We start from the raw sequence: 18,540 nt of genomic DNA on the forward strand, positions 1-18,540 counted from the left end.
TCAGTTGGGCTTCTTCAGGAAATCGAGCCCTTCTGGTAGTTGTGCATCCGGGAAATGCGTGGAAAGCGTGGTTTCGCGCCACTGCTCCTGTTCCTCGGCGCGCTCAGCGTCTGCGAGACTGCAGACGTGCAGCGCATCGCCACCGAGCAACAGGCGCAATGGCAGCTGGTCCCGACGTGACAGTTGGACGATCAACGCCGCGATCTTCGCGGGGTCGCTGATTTCGTGACCGCCATACGCTTGCAGAAGCCTGAGCATATTGCCGACCGTTTGTTCGTAGTCTGGCAACAGGTCATTGATACCGCTACGCGCCTCGCGGGCCCAGTCGGTGCGCATTCCTCCGGGTTCCAGCGTGCATACGCGGATGCCGAGGGGAGCAACCTCTTTCCCGACGACGTCGCTGAAACCGCCGACGGCCCACTTCGCTGCCTGATAGGCGGACAATCCTGGCGCCGACGTGCGGCCTCCCGTCGATGACACCTGAAAAATATGACCAGCGCGCTGTTTGCGCATCACTGGCAGGGCCGCACGGGTCAGGTTGACCACGCCGAAGAGGTTGGTTTCCACCTGAGCGCGGAAATCTTGCGTTGTCATTTGCTCGAACGGAGCGGTGTGGCCATATCCCGCGTTATTGACCAACACGTCGATGCGACCAAAGGCGTTGAGCGCGTGGTCAACCGCGCGCTGCGCAGCAAGCTCATTGGTGACATCGAGTGCGACGGGACGAATCTGGTCTCCATAGCGCTCGACCAGATCTTCCAGGCGCTCGGGATCGCGGGCGCCTGCAACAAGACGATCGCCCGCGGCAAGGACCGCTTCGCTAATGAGACGCCCAAGGCCGCGCGCAGCGCCGGTTACCAGCCAGACTTTTGAAGTCTCAGACATAGTGAATTCCTTTAGTTTGGGCCGCCCTGCGCGGCCTTCGGGACGGTGATGAACGACACTTTGGGACTGGCCATACGTGTCTTCTGAGTTGATTGATGGCGTCTACGAATTGACAATTTTGGTAAAAATGTCAACGAGGAAAGTCTAGTTCATCTGACAGATTTCGTCAAAGTGTCTTGTCGTTGATATGCCATAATCGGCGTCATGAGCGAAACAACTTCAACGCGCCGTGGCCAAGTGGTCCAGGCGGCAATAGGCGTATTTCTCCGATATGGCTATGCGCGTACGACAATGGCACACATCGCGCAGGCGGCGGGTCTGTCTCGTCCGACGCTATATCTGACGTTTCCCGACAAGGACGCGATCTTTCATGCAGTCGTGGACGCGATGGTGGCTGACAAGTTGAGCGAGATTCGCCAGCGGCTGCCTCGCTATCGCGGGCTCGAAAAAAAGCTGCGCTATGCCTGTGAGGCTTGGGGAGCAGAGGGATTTGAGTTAGTGCAGGCGCACCCGGATGCGAAAGATATGTTTGACCTGGGTTTTGCGTCCGTTTGTAATGGGTATTCCGTATTCGGAGACTTGCTGACAGAAATCATCAGTGCGCCACTCGTCGAATCGGGCCTCGGTATAGCAGCCGGGGACCTGGCCGAGACGATTGTGTTTGCTATCAAGGGCTTTAAGGAAATCGCCCGCAATGGTGCGGACATGCGGCGAATGATTGGCGTGCAGGTCGCGATCGTCGCTGCCGCGCTTGGCCGGGAAGGCTGAGCCTGGTCGACGGGAGATCGATCGCAAGTCCCCACGCCGCCGGTGGTGCCTTCGTTGCCTTGGCACAGCAGGTTCTGTATGGTGGGTCGGCAGATGCAACGCTCCCGCGTGCATGACACCACGGATATCGAATGACTTCTGAAGCAGACACTCGCGTAGAGGCATCAACAGCGCCAACATCCCCGATTCGAACCGATGTCCTGATCGTCGGCGCGGGTCCCGTCGGCCTCTTTGCGGCATTTGAGGTGGGCGTGGTCGGGTTGTCGTGTCAGATCGTGGATACACTCGAGCGTATTGGCGGTCAATGCATCGAGTTGTATCCCGACAAACCCATCTACGATATCCCCGCCATTCCATCGTGCACGGCACGTGATCTGGTCGACCGGCTCATGGAGCAATGTCGCCCATTCAATGTACCAATTCACTTAGGTCAACGAGTCGAAACCGTTCAACAGCGTGAAGACGGCCGCTGGACAGTCACGACAGGCAAAGGCCTCATCTTCGATACCGCCGCGATCATGCTGGCCGCCGGGAATGGTGCGTTCGTACCGCAACGTCTTGCACTTCCCGAAGCGACATCGCTGGAAGATAGCCACGTTCACTACAGCGTGCGCAATCTCGCCGATTTCGCAGATAAGACCGTGATAGTCGCCGGCGGCGGTGACTCCGCGCTCGATTGGGCGCTGGCCTTGCGCAAGGTCGCGCGCCGAGTCGTGCTGGTCCATCGGCGCAATGGGTTCAGCGCGGTGGCGTCGAGTGTCGATGAGATGAGGCGAGCGGTTGACGCGGGTGAAATGGAGTTCATGGTCGGATCTATCGCCGCGTTGGCAGCACCCGAAAACAAGCTGGCATCAATCGAGATCCGGCAGATTGGCGGCACCGCGCAGATCGACGCGGATCATCTGGTGGTGCTGTATGGTCTGGTCGCCGACCTTGGACCGATCGCGAACTGGGGTTTGAAAATCGTCGGTGGCCGGATTGATGTGGATACGTCGAACTACGAAAGCTCGCGGCCGGGGATCTTCGCGGTGGGGGACATCGCGAATTATCCGAACAAGCAAAAGCTGATTCTTTCGGGCTTTCACGAGGCGTCGCTGGCGCTGAGGAAGGCGTACACCTATGCATATCCCGACAAGAAGCGGGTGCATGTGCATTCGAGTTACGACGCAGGTTTGGCTGAACGTATTGCGGCAGGTGCGGCGCATCAGGAGTGAGTTTCCCGCTGTCGTGTAACAGAAAGCGAGAAACGCCGGCTCACATCATCGGTCGCAGCGGCTAAGCCTAAGACGCTGCCGCTTGCCCCGCGATCGCCGCGATCCGTCCCGCGAGTCCGCGCGTGTCCCAATGCGCGCGCCCGTCGATCATACGGCCACCCTCTAAGCAAACGCGATCCACCCCAGTCCAGCTAAGCAGCTGACCAGCAAAGGTAGCGCTTGCCCGCTAGTTCACCAGGCGATCGTCGCGCGGGTATTTGCCGCTTTCTCCCGCTCGCTCGCTTATGCGAGGCAGCGGAGTGCCCGGGCGCGATCCAAGGTCAACACGGATCTCCAGTTGCTCGCCAAGCCGGCTGGAATAAACTAATAGTGGAATAGCAGCCACTAGGTCCACGCCCGCCAACCGGCAACCTTTTCAGGGAGCGTTGCATGATCACTCTCTTTTCATACCCGGAACTATACGGCCTCGAAGACAACAATCCGTATGGTCTGAAGGTATTCGCGTTCCTCAAACTGTGCGGTTTGCCTTTCGAGCATCGGCATATTCTCGATACAAAATCGGCGCCTCGCGGACAGCTTCCCTATGTGACCGACGATCAGGAATCGATTGGCGACAGCGACGCTATCATCGCTTATCTCAAGCGCAAGTACGGCCTGGCTATCGACCACGCACTGACACCTGTCCAGCAGGACCTGGATTTTCTGATCAGACGGACGCTCGACGATCTGTATTGGGTCATGTCTTACTCACGCTGGAGCGATCCGCGTTACTGGCCGGTTTTCAAGGACGCGTTCTTGTCGGCGCATCCGGGCACTACGGCAGACAGCCTCGATGCGGCGAGACAATACAACTTCGAGCGGTATCGATATCAAGGTATTGGCCGCTTTGAAACCGGCGATGTCTATGCGCGGGGCATCGCCGATCTGCAAGCGATTTCCAACCTGCTCGGCGACAATGATTTCCTGTTCGGCACGCAGCCAACGAGTATCGACGCCAGCGTTTATGGCTTCGTCGCGAACATATTTTTCTATGACATAGACACGCCGCTCAAGCAGTTCGTTTTGACACGACCCGAGCTTGTGCGGCAGTGCCGCGCAGTACGTGCGGCGATAGCCAAACCCGCCTGACTAAGACGCGTACCGGAGCAATTTCGCGGCAAGCGCTTCGGGCGCGCTGACCATTGCGTCGTGCCCGGTTTCTATCTCGTCCCACGCCCAGTCTTCTTGAGCACGCACGAAGTCGCGGCTGGCTTGCAACGGCGCGTACACCGGATCGACACACTGGATGTACACCTTCGGAATGGTGCCGCCCACGGGTCCGTTCAGAACCAAGGGGTCATTGAAGGTCCTGAGCGGATGTGGCGTGCAGTGACGTTCCAGCAGCGCTACGTGCGCGGGTTCGAACACACCGAATGCACCCGCGGGGGGCACAGGGATGGAAAGGCCGCCACTGGTTTCGTTCGATTGTGCGATGCGCTGCGCCACAATCTCAGGCGCGAGCCGGGAGAACGCCGTCTGTTCGTGTTCGAGCACGACGGCATCGAGAAAGACGAGTTGGCGGATGCGCTGAGGCACGCGATCCGCCGCACCGGTGATCGGCAGTCCGCCAAAACTGTGGCCGACCAGAACGACATCCGTCAGGTCTTCGTACTTAAGGACATTGACGACGTCCTGGATAAAGACGCTGAGATCGATGGCTTTCGAAAGCAGATGCGCGCGTTCGCCAAGGCCGCTGAGCGTTGGGGTAAAGACCTGATGTCCATGCGCGCGCAAGATTTGCGCGACCGCCTTCCAGCACCATCCGCCATGCCAGGCGCCGTGAACCAATACGTAGGTCGTGCCTTCGCCGGCAGTGGTTGTATCGATCAGATTGTCAGAGGTAGTCAAGTCCGTCTCCGTCTATTAGGTGTTGCGCAGCGCTTCCAGAGCGAAATGGTAGGCGCAACACAATGCTCGATGTACGGCTGCCGTTTTACCCGCGACGCCTTCTAAGCTGCGCCGCGTTCCTCTTCCGAGCGATGATTGCCTGGCCTCGTTGACAACGAGACGATAGCCGCAAACCCGCCGCCTTCACGCCGCACCAACTCAAGTTCGCCGCCATGCAGCTTCGCGATCCTTTCGACGATAGCCAGACCCAACCCCGTTCCTCCCGGATGCTTGCCTGTCGAACGCCCACGTTTGAACGGCGTTTTCAACGCGTTTAGATCGTCGGCAATCACGCCCTTGCCGCGATCGGCGATCTCCACGTACGCGGCGTGATTAATATTGTCAGTCCACGTCCGCACCGACAACCCCACGCGACCGTACAGCACCGCATTCTGCATCAGGTTCATCAGCACGCGCATGATGCTGATAGGACGGAATGCGAACGGTTGCAGCTCGCCGAGAGTGAGTTCGAACACGTGACCAAGCCCCGCGAAGTCTGCGGCAAGACTACTCACCAGCGCATTCAGGTCGCTGACCTCGGCCACCTCACGCGTGCCGCTGCCGGCATAGTCCATGAACTGCTGGAGAATGGCGTCGATCTGATCGAGATAATGATCCGTCGATACCGCGAGTTCATCATGTTCTTCCGATGGCGTTGTCATTGCCACGGCAAGACGCAGCTTGGTCAATGGCGTACGGATATCGTGGGAGATACCGGCGAGCATCAGCGAACGGGTCGCGTCTGCTTCCTGCAAAGCGTGGACCATCTGATTGAACGCCACACTGACTTGAGCGATTTCGGTCGGCCCATCCACACGCAGCGCTTGCGGCGCCTCTCCCGAACTCAAGCGGCGCGCCGCATTCGCGAGATCGCTTAACGGCCGGTTGATGTGGCGCTGGATCAGGTACGCGGTGACGATGGCAAGGCCGCCAAGCGCAAGCGACAGCGCGATAGTGAAGAGCATGCCGTCGTTGTGTGCGGCTTCAGGAACGGGTAGAGCGATCCAGTAAGGTTCGTGACCGAGATGTGCGCGAATCCACAGCCGCTGTTCGCCTTCTGTTTGCCATTGAACCTCCATGTTCGCGGGCAGATACTGGCGCAAGGTATCGATAAAAACATCGCGCTGATAAGTCCGATAAAAATTGCGCCACGTCACCTCAGGTTCGGAGGCGGCGCTGGCGGGGAATTGCCGGCTAGCTTCGACGCGAACCGCGAGTTCGCTCTGCGCGTCAGGCGCGGCGGACTTCAACAGGTCATCCAGCGTTTGCACGTAGATCGCGAAAGTTTCGGCGGCGCGTTCGATCCGTGGTCTTTGAACGAAGTGCATTAGTACGCTTAACGAACTAATCTGACTGACAATGACGAGCGCCACGAGCAGCGCGATATTGCGTGCGAATAACGAGCGCGGCAGCGCAATATGGCTCATGCGCCGGCTCATGGTTCGACTTCCGCGACCAGCATGTAGCCTACGCCCCAGACCGTCTTGACGAAGCGCGGTTTCGACGGATCAGCTTCCACGATCTGCCGCAACCGCAGTACCTGTACATCTATACTGCGATCAAGCGCATCATGGTCGCGTCCCCGTGATCGGGCGATGAGGTTGTCGCGGCTAACTGGCCGGTTTGGTGAGGCGCCTAGAGCGTTCAATAGCAGCATCTGGGTCGAATGAATCTCGAACAACTCGCCCGACTTGTACAGGCGCTGCTTGCCGAGATCGAGGCAATAGTCGCCGAAACGCACGGTCTGCGACCTGAGTACAGGTTCGCCCGCAGCAATCTTCTGGCGTCGCAGCAGCGCGCGAACGCGTGCAACGAGTTCACGCGGCAGGAAGGGTTTGGCGAGGTAATCGTCGGCGCCGGTTTCGAGACCAATGACCTTGTCGACGGGATCGCCTTTAGCGGTGAGGATCAGAATGGGCAGCGTCTGGCCTTCGGCACGCAAGCGCCGACAGACCGACAGCCCATCCTCCTGATCCATCATCAGATCGAGAATCAATAAATCGAAGGGTTCGCGCTGCAGATAGCGGTCAAGTCGCTTGCTGTCGGCGACCACCCGGACTTCGAATCCGTGACTGCTCAGGAAACGCTGCAGCATGTTGCGCAACTCGGCTTCATCGTCGAGAACAATGATCTTCGGCTGACTCTCCATTCACGCCTCCTTACGAGTCCGACGTACCGGCTTCATGATGTTCGGCAAGCCGCTGTAGCAGTTTTCTCCACGTTCGCTTCCCGTTGCTTGAAGCGGGAGCCGCCCTCACGCAACAGGCGAACGCCAGGATGAACGCCACGCTGGCTGCAAGATGAAGGCAAAGCGTCCCCCGTTCAAAGACAATAATCCAGTACGCGCAGAACAAAAAGCTTCTACCCGTCGCCGCGTCACCGTCAGTGCGATGCCGCGCGCTGCTGCATGAATTGCTCGATCTGCGGCAGGGTGACGTAGCCGGCTTTTTGCGTATCGATCTGATCGAAGTTCCGCGCGACCATCGGCATGCCTTGCGCTGCTTGCGCCTGGGTCAGCTTGCCGTCGCGCGTGGTGTTGGCGGCAGCAAAGCGCGCCTGCAATTGCTGCATCGCGAGCTCCATGCGTTGCTGGCCGACCGTGCCTTGTGGCGCGGTTTGCGCAATGGCGCCCGTGCTGGCGAAGGAGGCAGCGATCGACAGGACGAGAATGGCAATCGTGTTTTTCATGTGGTTCTCCAGTGAATTCCAGTGATGAGGGTTCGTTTGCCATCGGTTGAGGGTGTTTGAGTTTGCCGTTTAAAGCAGCCCCGATCGATGGCAGACCGAAGCTTATCGACCGGCACCGAAAAATGAATAACAAACCGGCTACGAATCATGTCGCCGCATGTCATGCATTGGACTCGTGAACTAAGCATCTGCTTCCTACAAAAAATGCTTGCTGCGACGGCTGAACACCGACGGTCCGTGACATCGAATGAAATATGTTTTGACGTGGTTTTCAACCGCAGTTTGCGTATCTTTCGGTGGTCGGCGCTACGAGCGCTTCAACAGATTCGCAAGGCTCTGAAGCAATGCGAACCACCCGGCGGAACGGCTTCCAGAGCGAAGACGAGACCTGCCGACCGAAAACGAAGGGACTTCACATGAATATTCGTCTTATCAGTGCATCCGCCGCGACCGCTCTCGGTCTCATGCTCTCCACCGGCGCTGAAGCACGGACGTTCGTTGTCTACGCTGGGCCGGGTGTGGTTTATGTACCGCCGCCGCGGCCTGTCTATTACGCGGTTCCGGTTCAGCCGAGGTATGTCGCGGCGGTGCCCGCGGCTCGTGTTGTTGCGGTCCCCCTGGCCACCCCGAAGCCAGTGGTCTATGTGCCGGCACCGAGACCGGCGCCGGTGGTGTACGTGCCGATGCAGCGCAGCTACGCTGCCGTGCCTGCGGTAAACGTAAGGTACGCACAACCCGTCGTGATGGTTCCGGTCGCCGGCATGCACTGAGTTAGCGTTGCTCGCGTATCGCGGTGAACGCTGCGCGCAAGCGCTCGGCTTTCTTTTCGAGCAGCGCCGGCACCTGATCCAGGCGCACAGTCTCCGGTTCGGCATCGCCGGGAGGAGGCGGATTGTTGATGGCAAAAAGTGCAATGTCGCGGTCGGGAGCAACGCCTATTGCCTGCACGGTCAGCGGTGTGAGAGACGCTTTGCTGACGCCGGCCACGCGTTTTGCTCCATTGATAGCCGCACCGATTGGCGTGAGGTCGCGCAAACGCAGCGAGCGCCTGGTCAGCCTGACATCGGTGGTTCCTAACTTATATAGATCATGCTGCAAATGGTGCAGCGGTGATTACTGCGTAACGAGGCGAAGGATACGTTCGCCCGCGCGCGGTTGACGCACTATTGAAGAGCGTGGGACGTGTACCTGCGTCCGGCGATGGGTGCGGTGTTTATCCCTCTGGAGGAGGTGATCCATGTGCGTTCATTCAATGTGTTCTTTGTCGCGGCGGCGCGCTCTGTTCGCCGGTGTGGCGTCCGCGACCCTCGCTGCATTTTCGCTGGGTGATGCGCGTGCGGATCAAGCTTCAACGGAGCCTGGTCCCAACGCGATTGCACCCTCAGATGCACTCGCCCGTCTGCTGCAGGGCAACAAACGATATGCTGCTAATACGCCTGCGAACAAGGACTATTCCGCTGGCCGCGCCGCGCGAGTCGTGGCGCAATATCCCATTGCGGCAATTGTCGGTTGCGCAGATTCGCGGGTTTCGCCTGAACTGGCGTTCGATCAAGGTCCGGGCGACCTGTTCGTCGTCAGGGTCGCCGGCAATTTTGTCAACGACGATGGACTCGCCAGCCTGGAATACGGGGTGAAGTTCCTTGGTGTACCGTTGATCATGGTCCTTGGACATACACATTGCGGCGCGGTCTCCGCCTCGGTGAAGGCGATCCGTGAACATGCCGTCTTGCCCGGGCATTTGCCTGAACTGGTCAGGGCGATCAGGCCGGCCGTCGAGATTGCCAGGACGCATGGACACGGCGATCTCGTGGCGGAGACCACTATCGAAAATGTGCGGCTGAACGCCAACCGCTTGAGGGTCTCGAAGCCGCTGATCGGAGAGTACGTGAGAGCGGGCAAGGTGCAAGTGGTCGGGGCGATCTACGATCTCGCCTCGGGGAAGGTCCAGGTGGTCGATTGAAACGATCGCCCAGCGTTGCGTCGGCGATCGTCTGAACACCAGTCGAGCGGAGGATCCCATGAAAGGAAGTCAGCTTACGGTCTATGCAGCAACGCAGAGTCATCGCATGCATCATCTGACGGTGGTCGACTGGATCCTTGAAGAGACCAGGAAGATTGGCATTGTCGGGGCGACGGTCGTTGAGGTTACTGAAGCTGTCGATATGCTTGGCAGGTATCACGCCGCGCGTTTTTTCGAACTGGCTGATCAACCGGTCGTGGTAACGGTCGTCGCGGAAGATGCGCGGATCGATGCGCTGCTCGCGAGTCTCAGGCAAGGTGGCGCGAATCTGTTTTATACACGTGCTCCGACCGAGTACGAGGTGCTCGGGGAGCCGTGAGGAACGGCCGTTTGTTGCATTGCGCCAAGTGTGACGGTCGTAAAGACGTGACCTACAATTAAGTGTCGTGCGATTTATTGCCAGTGTCACGCGGGCTGTCCGTTCTCATCGGCGCGGTGAGCGTACGTACGAAAGTTTAAAAGGGTGGCGTTCGATCAGCACTCGGGATGTGTCGCCGCGGAGGTCGGTATGAACGGCTATCAACTGACGTTCTACACTGAGCAGAACCGCAAATGCGGTCATCTGACGTTTTGTGAATGGCTTCTGCAAGAGGTTCGCAAACGCGGCATTCGAGGGGCGACCGTCATCAGCGCAGCTGAGGGGATCGGGCACGCGGGCGCTCATCATGCCGCGCATATTCTTAAACTCGCGGATCAGCCGCTACAGGTCATCCTGGCGGTGACCGAGCATGAAGCCGACGAGATTCTGGAAGCGGTGCGCGCAGAACACGTGCATGTTTTCTACACACGTGCGCCTATCGAGTTCGGGTTGCTAGGCGAAGACCTGCCACCGAAGAAAGCGAGAACGTTTTTCCGGTTCCGTCGGCCGACAGGTAGTAGTCTGCGGTGACAGTGGGTGTCGCTTAAAGCTAGAACGTGAGCCGGGGGCGTGACAAGTGCCGCGCGTCAAACAAGATGAGAGCCGTGCGTCAATCAGGATGAGAGTACTGGCGTTGCGGCAGCGGTGGAGGGCGTAGCCCAGAACCGCTGCCGCAACGCCGCGCCGAGGAGTCCGCCCCGCTGCCGGGGTGCCTTGTCGGTGGTCGCGGTAAATCGGGTATGAACAGCTCTTCCATGTAGCGAAGGGAGGCTGAGTTGCCCGGCCGACACATCAACGACCATCAGATGAGGCTCTTCATGAAGTACAGACTCAAGGAAGGACCAGCTCAAGCGGCTGCGCGCGCCGGGTTCAGCGCCGCCACGGGTTATCGCATCGATCAGGACCGGCGACTGCCATCGAAGAAGAAGGCACCACGTGCGCGTCGCCGTCCCGATCCCCTGGCGGCAATCTTTGACACAGAGATCGTGCCGCTGCTCCAGTGCGCTCCCGGCATCCGGCCGATAGCCGTACTGGACGAGATGCTTCGGCGCCATCCCGACCTTCCGGGCAACGTGCGCCGCACACTGGAGCGCCGTATTCGCGACTGGCGCGCACTCCATGGCGAGGAGCATGACGTTATGTTCCGTCAGGTACACGAACCCGGTCGTCTCGGGTTGTCCGACTTCACCGAGATGGACAGCTTGGGCGTCACCGTGGCGGGTGTCGCGCTTGACCACCGCCTCTATCACTTCCGGCTGGCCTGCTCGGGCTTTGAGCACGCTCACGTCATTCTCGGCGGCGAGAGCTATGTCGCGCTGGCCGAAGGGCTGCAGAACGCCATCTGGGCACTCGGGGGCGCGCCGCGCGAGCACCGCAGCGACAGCCTGTCGGCGGCGTTCCGCAATCTCGATGCCGACGCGCGCAAGGATCTGACCACGCGTTACGATGCGCTGTGCGCCCACTACGGCATGCAGCCCACACGCAACAACCGTGGCGTTGCCCACGAGAACGGCTCCATCGAGAGCCCTCATGGCCACCTCAAGAGCGCAGCGCGTGATGCGTTGCTTCTGCGCGGCAGTCACGACTTCGACGATCTTGGTTCCTATCGCCGCTTCATCGACGAGATCGTCGGTCGAATCAACGCGCGTAATGGCAAACGCATTGAGCTCGAGCGGGCACTGCTTCAGCCGCTTCCGGCCCAGCGTACGTGTGACTACGAGGAAACGCGCGTGTACGTCACGACCACCTGCGGCTTCGTCCTGCGCAAGGTGTTCTATACCGTCCCGTCCCGGCTGATCGGCCATCACCTGCGCGTGCGCCTGTACGACGACCGGCTGGAGCTGTTTCTGGGCAGTACGGCCCTGATGACACTGCAGCGCGGCCGTGCGGGTCCCAAGGGCAAGCACGGCCATGTCATCAACTACCGGCACGTCATCCACGCGCTGCGCCGCAAGCCCATGGCACTGCTCAACCTGGTCTACCGCGATCAGATCTTTCCGCGCGAGGCGTATCGCCTGAGCTTCGATCGCCTGCTCGAGCAGCTCCCGGAGCGTCAGGCATGCAGGACCATGGTAGAACTGCTCAGCCTGGCCCACGAGCACAACTGCGAAGCCCAACTGGCCAAGGCGCTGCAACAGTGCCTGGACGATGGACGGTTACCCGATCTCGACGCACTGTGTTCGCGCTTCGAAGCGAAGCCGACGAGCAGCATGCCAGAGGTGAACATCCAGCTCGCCGCGCTGAGCGACTACGAAGCCCTGCTTGACATGGCAACGGAGGTGACGGCATGAATCTCGACATCGACGCCACCCGCTTGTCGCTGCTGCTCAACGATTTGCGGCTGCCCGCCATCAAGCAGATCTGGTCCAGCTTTGCCGAGCGCTCCGACACGGAAGGCTGGCCGGCAGCACGCCTGCTGATGGCGCTGGCCGAACACGAGATCGCCGAGCGCGATCGACGCCGAGTCGAACGTCACCTCAGGGACGCCAAGCTCCTGCCGGGCAAGACACTGGAGAACTTCGATTTCGACGCGGTGCCAATGGTGTCGCGCGCGCACGTCTCGGCGCTTTGCGCGGGCGACGGCTGGTTGCGTAACGGCACCAACCTGATTCTTCTGGGGCCGAGCGGAGGGGGCAAATCGCACTTGTCGTCGGCCATCGGACTGAGCCTGCTGGAGAAGGGCTGGAAGGTCCTCTTCGCTCGCACTACCGACCTCGTGCAACGGTTGCAGGTCGCGCGCCGCGAGCTCGCGCTGGAGTCCGCCATCAACCGGCTGGATCGCTTCGACCTGGTCATCCTGGACGATTTCGCATATGTCAGCAAGGATCAGGCAGAGACGTCAGTGCTGTTCGAGCTCATCAGCGCCAGGTACGAGCGCCGTTCCCTTTGCATAACGGCCAACCAGCCGTTTGGCGAATGGGACAAGGTTTTCCCCGACCGGGCCATGACGGTGGCCGCCGTCGACCGGCTGGTCCATCACTCGACCATCTTTGAGCTGAACGTCGAAAGCTACCGTCGCCGTACTGCCCTGCAGCGCAAGCAGCAGGGACCGGGACGCCCGGCCAGTCGAGCGACACCAAAGAACGTTGGCGTGCCACCGACACAGGAGGATCAGCACGGCATCGACCTCACCGAATGACCCGCTGTTCTCATCCTGATTGACGCGCGGCTCGCAGGCAAAGCTAGCCGGCGTCAATCAACCCCGGATTCACCTTCCACGCCACCACATTCTCATCTGATTGTCGTGCAGCCAGAATACCTGCGGCGTCACAATTACACAGCAATCCTCATCGACTGATCGCTTCAGCTTGATTGTCGCGCGACACCCACTCGCCCGCGTCAATCAACGCCGCACGTCAATCAATAAACGCTTGCCAGCGTCAATCAACATCGGCATCATCATTTCTGCCGCGACATTCTCAACTTGATTGTCGCGCGTCTCTCATCCAGATTGTCGCGCCACAGACAAGCGTATGTCAGAGAAATTAGTACTACCGGGATTAGACGCAAGGCTTGCGTGGCGGCCGGTTGAGCGTCATCACCTATTCTTCGCGATTATGCCGGACCCGGATACTGCCGCGCGTATCGAACGGTTGGCAAAGCGTCTGCGCGTCGAACATGGCCTGAAGGCAAAGCCGCTTCCGACTGCCCACTTTCATGTGACATTGCATTCCATCGGTATCTACGATACGTCTTTTGAACGTGCCGCCTCGTGGGCACAAGCCACTGCTTCCACCATTTCGATGCCCGCATTCGACTTGGTGTTTGATCATGCCGGCAGTTTTAAGCGGAGGACCCGAGACCAGCCGCTTGTGCTGCTCGGAAGCGACAGTGTCGCTGCTCTGAAGGAGCTTCACCGCGTTCTCGGCACGACGTTGGCGAAGGCCGGATTTACTCCGAAACCATCAGGATTCGTGCCGCATCTGACTTTGCTTTACGACAAGCAGGCAGTTGCCGAACGAACTATCGAACCGGTTCGCTGGACCGCGCGCGAGTTTGTTCTGGTCGATAGCAGGGTCGGCAAAACTCAGCATGTGCAGCTTGCGCGATGGCCGCTTATGGCGTGAGCTAATCAATGAGCGGCAACCTTGATCCTGAAGACGGCTGCTTACCAATCCGTATTGCGGTCGCGACCAATGTCTCAGCTCGTGCTAAGGCGAACGGTTTAACTCACGTTGAAATGCACCCGCACGTCCTGATGACTCTCCACGGGATGTCCGCCTTGCATCGCGGGGAAAAAACGCCATTTGCGCAGCGTTTCCAACAGTAACGAGTTCAGGCGAGGGTTTTGCGTCGGCTTAGAAAGTTCTACTTCAATCGTTCCATCCGCGTGGATATCGAAACGAGCGACAGCAACAGTTTGATAGGCATCCTCGCGAAGATCGTCGGGGAGAGAAGGCATTGGCTGACTGATGACGCGTGCGGCGGAACCTGCTGGCGCGGCTACTGTATTGCTTGTTGACGCAGAAGATGACGACGTTGTCACAGCCGCAGTAGATGTCGCCGGGGGGCTTGCCTCCGGCTGCGCTGGCGGTGCCGGTTGGTCAGTTTTCGCAATTGCGCGTCCCGGGGTCGGATGCTGGATTTGGTGCGGTTTCGCCACTCGGGCCGGCTTTGGATCTCGCCGTGCGTGCACCTGCGGGGTGACTGCCGAAGGGGCCGCAGCAGGCGTATTTGCGGAGGGCGCGGCCAATTCGACAAGACGTATTTCCATAGTCGGTTGCACCGGGGCGGCGACGCTCGGCAGGGGACGCAAGAGTGGGTTCACGAACTGGGTCAGCAGAACGGCCCAAAGTACAAACGCAATCAGAAGGGCCACGCTAAATCTGATTCGTTGTGCACCCATCAAACCTGCGCCTCTCCCCGTCCCACTACTCACGATGTATTGCCATCAGGAAATGCTCCGCGCCCGCGCGCCGCGCCGCCAGCATGGCCTGAACAACGGCTCCTTGTGCCGCGGTGTCGTCCGCGGCAATGACCACGTTCCGGTCCGGTTTGAGAAGCCGCCTGACGCTGGCTTCGACCTGATCAGGACGCACGCGCTGTCGATTCAGGAAGATCGTGTTCGTGCGATCGACCGCCAGCGTCAAAGGCTGATCTTCGGACATCTGCTGCGCCTGTCCCGACGGCAAATCGACCTTGACGGCATCCAGCCGCTGCATAGCCAGCGACGCCAGCATAAAGGTGGCGAGCAGGAAGAACATCACGTCAATCATCGGAATGATCTCGATGCGCCCACGCTTGGACGCCTGCGAGCGCCGGAACTTCATTGCGTGCCTCCGGGCATCGCGTGGGCGCTTTCAGCCTTGAGCCGGATCTCGCTGAGACGCTCGTTGGCGTGCGCCTCAAGGTCATCGATCAGGCGTTCAAGGCGTCGCGAGAAATAATTGAACGCGAAAAGCGCGAACAACGCGACGACCAATCCGATAGCTGTCGCCACCAGCGATTGCGCCACCCCACCGGTCACACCGCCAGGATTAACCAGGCCGTTGCCGCCGAAAAGCTGGAACGAATGCATCATTCCGACAATGGTCCCCAGCAGCCCGAGCAGGGGCGCGGCCGTCACGATAGTCTCCAACACCCAGAAGCCGCGGCTCATGTCCCGTTCGATACGCGTTGCAAACGATTGAGCGCGGGCTTCGAGCAGCCATAACGGTGTTCCGGTTGGCGCTATTACGGCGGCGTCGAGACGTCTGAACGCATGCTGTTCCGGCAGCGTGTTGCTTCCAGACTCGGGCCCAACCGCTGGCTGGCTTGCAAACCGCACGAACACATACGCGCGGTCGAGAACGATAGCGATTGCCAGCACGGCAAGCAGCGTGAGCGGATACACCACCCAGCCGCCGACCTGTGCAGCGGCAGCAACACCTACCCAATCCTGCATGATCAAAGCCTTTTCGTTAAGTAATCCAATCTATTAAAAATTCTTCGTGATGCCCGCATATACGGCAATGTGCGGGCCATACTGTGGCGCGCCTACGCCAATGCCCGACCCGTCGCGCAACTCGTAGACGCGGTTGAACGCGTTGATGAGCAGCAGGCGCGCGTCGAACTTGCCGATCAGCGGTTCGTTAAAGTTGAAGTGATGGATCACGCCCAGATTCACCTGCGTGTAGAAAGGCAGGTGGTCCGTGTTCGCAAAGCCGCTGCGCAACCCGCTACCCACAATGCCGTCGAAGGTGAAGGTGGTCTTACCCAACTGGTAGGCACCGCCGAACGAAGCGGTCACGCGCTGGTCGTGATCGAGGTATACCCAATGATTGCTGATGTAAGCGAGTTCGCTGGCATCAAAATTGAACTGCGCCGAGTCGATGTCCTTGCCCTGCGCACGGCTGAACGCGACGTTCATGTAGGCCGAGACATTGTCTTGCTTATAGTTGCTGGTAAATTCGACGCCATAAACACGGCCATATTGATAGTTGAACGGTGTGAAAATCAGCGCAGTTCCGAACTGACCTTCGTCCAGCAGGTTCGTCGATTTTTTATAGTAGGCGTCGACGCCTACCGTGACAGTGGAGCTCAACCGCTGGGTTATGCCAAGATCGAAATAGTGGCTCCGTTCCGGCTGCACCGGATCGTTCTGGCTCGATGTCTGGGCAGTCGTACCCACGAAGCGCGCGATATCTTCGCCCGATACAAGCTCGAACGCAGGTGGCGTGAAATAACGGGAATAGCCGGCGTGAACCGTTGTTGAAGGTGTCAATGCATAGACGAGGCCCACGCGCGGACTTAGCTGGCTTGCGCTTACGTACTCGTCCATCTTGTCGTAGCGCAGGCCGTAGTTGATCGTGAGCTTGTCGGTCAGTTTCCACTCGTCCTGAATGTACGCGCTATAGAGATACCCCGTCTTGCTGCTCGAATCAGGCACGTTGAACGGCTGATCGGAGAGCTGGTTACCGTCGGCATCGGCGGGGAAGACGCTCAGGTCGTTGTTGAAGACCGCATGTTCCTGCTGGAACGAAATGCCTGCGCGAAGCGTGTGTTTATCGTTGAGCCGATAGGTCGTATCCGCTTGCACGCCGTTGGCGCTGTCGCTGTGAAAATCGCTCGCGGCCACACCGTTGAACAGCAGGTCGCCCACCGGGTCAGGATTGAATTGCGTGCGCGAGTAGCGCGTAAAGAACGCGACCTGATAGTCCAGCGCACCTCCATTGGTACCTTGCAGCGCGACGACCGCAAACTGGTTGAGTTCGGACTGTGTCTCGTTGAGATTGCTGGATTCGAAGGTGGTGTTGCCGTTCAAGGTGAAGGCGGTCGGCAAGCCGGGTGTATTGGGAATCTGGAACTGATTGCTCGTCGTGCCGAACATCAGGCTCACGCGCGTGAGCGGATTGATGATGTAGGACATCAGGCCGAACGCGTCGCCCTGGCGCGTGTGGTCGTGAATCGGACTCGCGCTCGACGTCGGATTTTCAATGCCGAGATTGTTCTCGCCCAGCGAGCCGCTGAAATAGTAGCTGAATGGTCCTTGGCTGCCGAAGACGTCGGCGCTGGTCTTGATGGTCTGGTGGCTGCCGCCGAATACATCGACAGAACCGCCGTTGCCCTGGTCGCCATTCTTCGTATGAATATCGACGATACCCGCTGTACGGTCGCCGTATTGTGCGGGCAATGCGCCGGTTAACAGGTTGAGCTGATCGATGATGCGCGTGTCCAGCGACTGGCCGAATCCGCTGATCGGTTCCGGAATGATGATGCCGTTAATACGGTATTGCAGGTTCGCGTGATCGCCGCGCACGTGCAACTGGCCGTACGAATCGCTCGCCACGCCGGGCGCTTGCAGCAGCACTTGATTAAGCGGCGTGTCCTGACCGGCGGGAAGGGTATCAATATCCGCCTGGCTGAAGCGATACACGCTGCTACCTGTTTCAGGCAGCAGGCCGTTGCGTGCGCGATCGAGCCGCTTTGCATTGACCTGCACATCGATCGTGTCGCTCCTGGTGAGCGCCACTGATACGGACGCATCCACGCCGTCGCTCGCCGTCGCGATGCTGCTGCCGCTTGCGTAGCCTGACGCCGCAACGACGACCGCATAGGTTCCCGGCGCGACATGATGGACAGAGAAATGTCCCGTGGCGTCCGTGCTTGTTGCGCCGACGGATGCACCGCTCGCGTTTTGCAGCGCCACGCTGGCATTGGCGACGGGCTTACCGGAACTATCGGTGACGGAGCCTGACACGGCGCTGTCCGAACCTGCTGCATAAGCCTGTCCCGCGGCGAACTGAGCGAACAGCAAAAGGGCCGCGTGGGCGATGAGCGTACGATTTTTCATCGATTATTTTTCTGGATGGATTGTGTTGGATGTTCGCTGCGGGTGACGTCGTACGATTCCCAGGGATCGCTCTTCATTTGTAAAGAACGTAGTCCTAATCGATACCGAACAGGCCCCATGTGCAGGTATATCAAGCCATGCGACCAAGGCGGAGGCCGCGGAGTGCTAAGCGGATAAAAAGTTCTGCGATTTACGAATGCAATGTTATAACATTCGCTATCAATTGTGCGAGAACTTTTTGGACGGAAAGAATGAACAAGCTGCCCGTAACTGTTTTGTCAGGCTTCCTGGGAGCAGGAAAGACCACGTTACTCAACCACATCCTGAACAATCGGGAGGGCAGGCGCGTGGCAGCGACTCGCGGACCCGTTTCCCGTGTGGGATCACGACGCTCAGAGCGCGGAATAAA

20 protein-coding genes and 1 pseudogene are annotated in these 18,540 nt (G+C 59.3%); 11 read left to right on the forward strand and 10 right to left on the reverse strand.

What is annotated here, in order from left to right; all coding sequences use genetic code 11:
- Positions 1 to 885, reverse strand: a complete 885-nt coding sequence (locus SBC1_RS06585; protein ID WP_165089074.1) for an SDR family NAD(P)-dependent oxidoreductase — start codon at positions 883 to 885, stop codon at positions 1 to 3.
- 204 nt (positions 886 to 1,089) lie between these two features.
- Here SBC1_RS06585 and SBC1_RS06590 point away from each other — a divergent pair, with 204 nt between their 5' ends.
- The 3 genes from SBC1_RS06590 (at position 1,090) to SBC1_RS06600 (ending at position 3,995) form a co-directional block, all read left to right on the forward strand.
- Positions 1,090 to 1,653, forward strand: coding sequence for a TetR/AcrR family transcriptional regulator (locus tag SBC1_RS06590; RefSeq protein WP_165089078.1), 564 nt, complete (start codon positions 1,090 to 1,092; stop codon positions 1,651 to 1,653).
- A gap of 131 nt (positions 1,654 to 1,784) precedes the next feature.
- On the forward strand, positions 1,785 to 2,867 hold the full coding sequence (locus SBC1_RS06595) for an NAD(P)/FAD-dependent oxidoreductase (protein WP_165089081.1): 1,083 nt from the start codon (positions 1,785 to 1,787) through the stop codon (positions 2,865 to 2,867).
- A 429-nt stretch (positions 2,868 to 3,296) separates the two neighbouring features.
- On the forward strand, positions 3,297 to 3,995 hold the full coding sequence (locus SBC1_RS06600; protein WP_165089085.1) for a glutathione S-transferase C-terminal domain-containing protein: 699 nt from the start codon (positions 3,297 to 3,299) through the stop codon (positions 3,993 to 3,995).
- Here SBC1_RS06600 and SBC1_RS06605 read toward each other — a convergent pair whose 3' ends face one another.
- The 4 genes from SBC1_RS06605 to SBC1_RS06620 form a co-directional block, all read right to left on the reverse strand.
- Positions 3,996 to 4,754 carry an alpha/beta fold hydrolase gene (locus tag SBC1_RS06605; protein ID WP_206366025.1) on the reverse strand — a complete coding sequence of 253 codons (759 nt, stop codon included), beginning with the start codon at positions 4,752 to 4,754 and terminating at the stop codon, positions 3,996 to 3,998.
- Positions 4,755 to 4,855: 101 nt separating this feature from the next.
- A complete protein-coding gene (locus SBC1_RS06610; RefSeq protein ID WP_241202039.1) occupies positions 4,856 to 6,220 on the reverse strand; it encodes an ATP-binding protein in 1,365 nt (454 codons plus the stop codon).
- An 8-nt stretch (positions 6,221 to 6,228) separates the two neighbouring features.
- On the reverse strand, positions 6,229 to 6,942 hold the full coding sequence (locus tag SBC1_RS06615; protein WP_165089093.1) for a response regulator: 714 nt from the start codon (positions 6,940 to 6,942) through the stop codon (positions 6,229 to 6,231).
- Between the two features lie 233 nt (positions 6,943 to 7,175).
- The gene (locus tag SBC1_RS06620; protein ID WP_165089100.1) at positions 7,176 to 7,481 is read right to left on the reverse strand and encodes an EF-hand domain-containing protein; all 306 of its coding nucleotides are present in this window, start codon (positions 7,479 to 7,481) and stop codon (positions 7,176 to 7,178) included.
- A 416-nt stretch (positions 7,482 to 7,897) separates the two neighbouring features.
- Between SBC1_RS06620 and SBC1_RS06625 the strand changes: the two genes are divergently transcribed.
- Positions 7,898 to 8,251 (forward strand): hypothetical protein, encoded by a 354-nt coding sequence (locus SBC1_RS06625; RefSeq protein WP_165089105.1) that lies wholly within the window; start codon positions 7,898 to 7,900, stop codon positions 8,249 to 8,251.
- A 1-nt stretch (position 8,252) separates the two neighbouring features.
- Here SBC1_RS06625 and SBC1_RS06630 read toward each other — a convergent pair whose 3' ends face one another.
- Positions 8,253 to 8,468: a hypothetical protein gene (locus SBC1_RS06630; protein WP_165089109.1), complete on the reverse strand. Its 216-nt coding sequence runs from the start codon at positions 8,466 to 8,468 to the stop codon at positions 8,253 to 8,255.
- 250 nt (positions 8,469 to 8,718) lie between these two features.
- Between SBC1_RS06630 and SBC1_RS06635 the strand changes: the two genes are divergently transcribed.
- From SBC1_RS06635 to SBC1_RS06660, 6 genes are all read left to right on the forward strand, one after another.
- Positions 8,719 to 9,441: a carbonic anhydrase gene (locus SBC1_RS06635; RefSeq protein WP_165089113.1), complete on the forward strand. Its 723-nt coding sequence runs from the start codon at positions 8,719 to 8,721 to the stop codon at positions 9,439 to 9,441.
- 58 nt (positions 9,442 to 9,499) lie between these two features.
- The gene (locus tag SBC1_RS06640) at positions 9,500 to 9,820 is read left to right on the forward strand and encodes a DUF190 domain-containing protein (protein WP_165089118.1); all 321 of its coding nucleotides are present in this window, start codon (positions 9,500 to 9,502) and stop codon (positions 9,818 to 9,820) included.
- A gap of 189 nt (positions 9,821 to 10,009) precedes the next feature.
- Positions 10,010 to 10,390, forward strand: coding sequence for a DUF190 domain-containing protein (locus SBC1_RS06645; RefSeq protein ID WP_165089123.1), 381 nt, complete (start codon positions 10,010 to 10,012; stop codon positions 10,388 to 10,390).
- Between the two features lie 275 nt (positions 10,391 to 10,665).
- The gene (gene istA / locus SBC1_RS06650; RefSeq protein WP_243830260.1) at positions 10,666 to 12,150 is read left to right on the forward strand and encodes an IS21 family transposase; all 1,485 of its coding nucleotides are present in this window, start codon (positions 10,666 to 10,668) and stop codon (positions 12,148 to 12,150) included.
- The gene (istB, locus tag SBC1_RS06655) at positions 12,147 to 12,998 is read left to right on the forward strand and encodes an IS21-like element helper ATPase IstB (protein ID WP_122944000.1); all 852 of its coding nucleotides are present in this window, start codon (positions 12,147 to 12,149) and stop codon (positions 12,996 to 12,998) included. The genes istA and istB overlap by 4 nt, the downstream gene beginning before the upstream one ends.
- 454 nt (positions 12,999 to 13,452) lie before the next feature.
- Positions 13,453 to 13,926 (forward strand): 2'-5' RNA ligase family protein, encoded by a 474-nt coding sequence (locus SBC1_RS06660; RefSeq protein WP_243830272.1) that lies wholly within the window; start codon positions 13,453 to 13,455, stop codon positions 13,924 to 13,926.
- A 98-nt stretch (positions 13,927 to 14,024) separates the two neighbouring features.
- Here the strand turns inward: SBC1_RS06660 and SBC1_RS39760 are convergent, their stop codons facing one another.
- The 4 genes from SBC1_RS39760 to SBC1_RS06680 all read right to left on the reverse strand — a co-directional run bounded on the left by SBC1_RS39760 (position 14,025) and on the right by SBC1_RS06680 (position 18,131).
- On the reverse strand, positions 14,025 to 14,261 hold the full coding sequence (locus SBC1_RS39760; protein ID WP_241202040.1) for an energy transducer TonB: 237 nt from the start codon (positions 14,259 to 14,261) through the stop codon (positions 14,025 to 14,027).
- Positions 14,262 to 14,730: 469 nt separating this feature from the next.
- Positions 14,731 to 15,129: a biopolymer transporter ExbD gene (locus SBC1_RS06670; RefSeq protein ID WP_165089137.1), complete on the reverse strand. Its 399-nt coding sequence runs from the start codon at positions 15,127 to 15,129 to the stop codon at positions 14,731 to 14,733.
- The gene (locus SBC1_RS06675) at positions 15,126 to 15,743 is read right to left on the reverse strand and encodes a MotA/TolQ/ExbB proton channel family protein (protein ID WP_165089144.1); all 618 of its coding nucleotides are present in this window, start codon (positions 15,741 to 15,743) and stop codon (positions 15,126 to 15,128) included. The genes SBC1_RS06670 and SBC1_RS06675 overlap by 4 nt, the downstream gene beginning before the upstream one ends.
- Positions 15,744 to 15,776: 33 nt before the next feature.
- Positions 15,777 to 18,131: a TonB-dependent receptor gene (locus SBC1_RS06680; protein ID WP_165089147.1), complete on the reverse strand. Its 2,355-nt coding sequence runs from the start codon at positions 18,129 to 18,131 to the stop codon at positions 15,777 to 15,779.
- Positions 18,132 to 18,382: 251 nt separating this feature from the next.
- Here SBC1_RS06680 and SBC1_RS06685 point away from each other — a divergent pair.
- Positions 18,383 to 18,511: pseudogene (locus SBC1_RS06685) on the forward strand (GTP-binding protein); the annotation flags it as partial.
- Positions 18,512 to 18,540 lie beyond the last annotated feature (29 nt).

It is taken from the genome of Caballeronia sp. SBC1 (genome assembly GCF_011493005.1).
GTDB lineage: Bacteria > Pseudomonadota > Gammaproteobacteria > Burkholderiales > Burkholderiaceae > Caballeronia.